This window comes from candidate division KSB1 bacterium (genome assembly GCA_022562085.1).
In the GTDB taxonomy this organism is placed as follows: Bacteria; Zhuqueibacterota; Zhuqueibacteria; order Oceanimicrobiales; family Oceanimicrobiaceae; genus Oceanimicrobium.
The window spans coordinates 1-3012 of the sequence record JADFPY010000444.1; the positions used below are offsets into that span (position 1 = coordinate 1).

Annotated in this window: 3 protein-coding genes; all 3 read right to left on the reverse strand. The window is 45.4% G+C overall.

Annotated elements, in window-relative coordinates:
• Nucleotides 1-372: 372 nt before the first annotated feature.
• The gene (locus tag IH879_21970; protein ID MCH7677594.1) at nt 373-1548 is read right to left on the reverse strand and encodes a glycine C-acetyltransferase; all 1176 of its coding nucleotides are present in this window, start codon (nt 1546-1548) and stop codon (nt 373-375) included.
• Between the two features lie 117 nt (nt 1549-1665).
• The gene (locus IH879_21975; protein ID MCH7677595.1) at nt 1666-2607 is read right to left on the reverse strand and encodes an NAD-dependent epimerase/dehydratase family protein; all 942 of its coding nucleotides are present in this window, start codon (nt 2605-2607) and stop codon (nt 1666-1668) included.
• Nucleotides 2608-2625: 18 nt separating this feature from the next.
• A partial coding sequence (locus IH879_21980; protein MCH7677596.1) for a hypothetical protein occupies nt 2626-3012 on the reverse strand: 387 nt, incomplete at its 5' end.

Consider the following 3012-nt stretch of genomic DNA (forward strand, 5'->3'; position numbering starts at 1 on the left):
AATTGGCAAAACTGCAGACAATTCTTGACGCCGACCTGCCGGCTTTTAACAAGCTGGTTGCAGAAAGCGCGGTTCCGGCGATTATTATTAAAAAGAAGAAAGTGAAGCCGGAGATGACCAGAAAATGAGATGCGATGCAAATAACTACAGTCCTAAAGTCATAACTACTAATTCGGTGAATTTCGGTGCGTTCGGCGCATTTCGGTGGAAATAATTTTTTCATTTTTTCAAATAGTTCATTCGTATTAAAAGTTAATCATTCTGCCACAATAAGAGCGATTTGAATTATCCAAGGTTAAGAAATTATTTTGACTTTTTTGGTTCCGGTTTGCCCCGTTGGATAGTTATCCTACGGGGTTTGTCCGGGTTAGATTAAATAATTCCTATTTGCTTACCGACTTTTTCAAATACTCCAACTGCAAAATCCAGATCCTCCTTCGAGTGAGTCGCTGAATTCATCAATCGGATGCGGTCTTTCCCTTTTGGCACGGTTGGAAAGCTGATCGCCATGCCAAAAATGCCGTTTTCAAAAAGTGATTTGCTGAAGTTCTGAGCTTTTTTCGCCTCGCCAACCATGACCGGAGTAATCGGGGTTACGGTCACGCCAAGATCAAATCCTAACTCCCGCAGCTTATCCTGAAAATATTTTGTATTATCCCAGAGCTTTTCAACCAAATCCCCTGATTCGGTTAAAATATCAACCGCTTTGATACAGGAAGCGACATCTGCCGGGGGTGCTGCGCTTGAGAACAAAAATGGTCTTGCCCGCTGTCGCAAAAAATCCACGATTTTCTTTTTGCCGGCAACATACCCGCCAACTACGCCAAAAGCTTTGGACATTGTACCGATTTCGATGTCAACAACACCATCCAGCCCAAAGTGATTTGCAATCCCACGGCCTGAATTTCCGAGAACACCTTCACCGTGGGCGTCGTCAACCATAACCATGGCGTCATATTTTTGCGCGACCTCAACTATCTCAGGAAGCGGCGCGATATCTCCGTCCATGCTGAACACGCCATCGGTTATGACCAATTTGCGGCGTGCATCCGAATAAGCTTTTAGCTGTTCCGCCAAAGATTGGGCGTCACAATGACCCCAGCGAACGGTTTTTGCTTTTGACAGCCTGCAGGCGTCGATAATGCTGGCATGATTCAGCTCATCTGAAAAAATCACATCGTCGGCTGCCATGAGTGTTGGCACGGTCGCCAGATTTGCATTAAACCCCGATTGAAAGGAAATCGCCGCTTCAACGTTTTTAAATTTGGCCAGCTTTTCTTCTAATTCATTGTGCAAGGTCATCGTGCCGGCAATGCTGCGCACTGCGGCGGGACCAACGCCGTAATCTTCAATGGCTTGCCTGGCCGCGTTTTTTAACTCAGAATGATTGGCGAAGCCCAAATAATTGTTGGCGCACATGTTCAGCACTTTCTTGCCGTCCACTTGAATCCAGGCGTCCTGGGCACTGCCAATCGTTCGAATGGTATTAAACAAACCTTGTTCTTTTAATTGATTTAATTCGTCATCGAGAAAACTCAAATTCGCCATTTCATTCCTCCATATTAAAGTGCTTGAGTGTTAACGTTTTAAAGTGTTAAAGTCTAATTTGGACCCGCCGAAAAAACGCGATCACTTTAACACCTGAACACTCGAGCACCTAAACACTTATAATTTCAGCTTTTCCCGCAGTTTCTCCAACATCACTTTCGTAATTCCAGCTAAATCAAACTCATGCTGCCAATTCCAATCGTTTCTTGCACACGAATCATCTATGGTCTTTGGCCAGGAATTGGCAATCTCCTGCCGGAAATCCGGGGCATAATTACACTTGAATTCCGGGACGCTTTTCTTAATTTCAGCGGCCAATTCCTCTACAGTAAAACTAACTGCTGCCAGATTATAGCTCGAGCGGATTTTGATTTGCTCAGAATCGGCTTGCATAATTTCAATCGCTGAGCGAACGGCGTCATCCATGTACATCATGGGCAAACAGGTTTCCCCACCGACAAAACAAGTGTAGATTTTATTTCTAATCGCCTCATAAAAAATTTCAACAGCATAATCGGTGGTGCCGCCGCCTGGTTCGGTTTTGTAGCTGATAATTCCCGGGTAGCGCACACTGCGCACATCGACATGGAATTTTCCGGCGTAGTACTGGCAGAGCAATTCACCGGCACGTTTGGTGATTCCGTACATAGTATCTGGGTCGACCACTGTATTCTGAGGCGTGTTTTCTTTTGGTGAAGTCGGGCCAAACACGGCAATTGAGCTCGGCCAAAACACTTTGATATTTTTACCTCTGCTTAAATCGAGAACGTTTTTCAGGCCGGTCATGTTGACTTCCCAGGTCTGATCCGGATTCATCTCACCGCGAGCAGAAAGCAAAGAAGCTAGATGAAAGATGGTATCGATCTCATATTTTTCAATCACCTGACGAACCGCCTCTTTCTTCATCATATCAACAGTTTCATGAACGACGCGGTAAGGAGGCGTTGCCGGTCTTAGGTCGAGGCCAACTATATTCTCCAACCCAACTAAGGCTCCTATCTTTTCACTAAGCTCGCTGCCGATTTGACCATTGACGCCGGTGATGAGAATTTTTTTCATTCAGTGCCTCGAAGCTGTTCAAAGTTTGCTTTTTGCAGCATTCACCGCTACCAGGACCGGGTCCCAGACCGGTGCAAATGGGGGAGCGTAACTTAAATCTAAATAAGCGATTTCATTCAGGGTTAACTTGCTTGTCAAGGCGGTGGCAAAAATATCGATGCGTTTACTCACCCCTTCCTCCCCTACCATCTGCGCGCCTAACAACCGTTTGCTGCGTTTGTCAAAAACAACGCTGATCGTGATAGGCTTAACTCCCGAATAATAGCCCGCTTTGGAATTTTCAGTAATCGTTGTAAATCCGGCATCAAATCCAAATTCTTTTGCCTGTGTCGAATTTAAGCCGGTACTCCCGATCTCCAGACAAAAAGTTTTAAAAACCGACGTGCCGACGATGCCTTTGAAGGT

Coding starts and splice junctions, on each gene's coding strand:
- IH879_21975 (MCH7677595.1), bottom strand. CDS start 2,607: ATGAAAAAAATTCTCATCACCGGCGTCAATGGTCAAATCGGCAGCGAG.
- IH879_21970 (MCH7677594.1), bottom strand. CDS start 1,548: ATGGCGAATTTGAGTTTTCTCGATGACGAATTAAATCAATTAAAAGAA.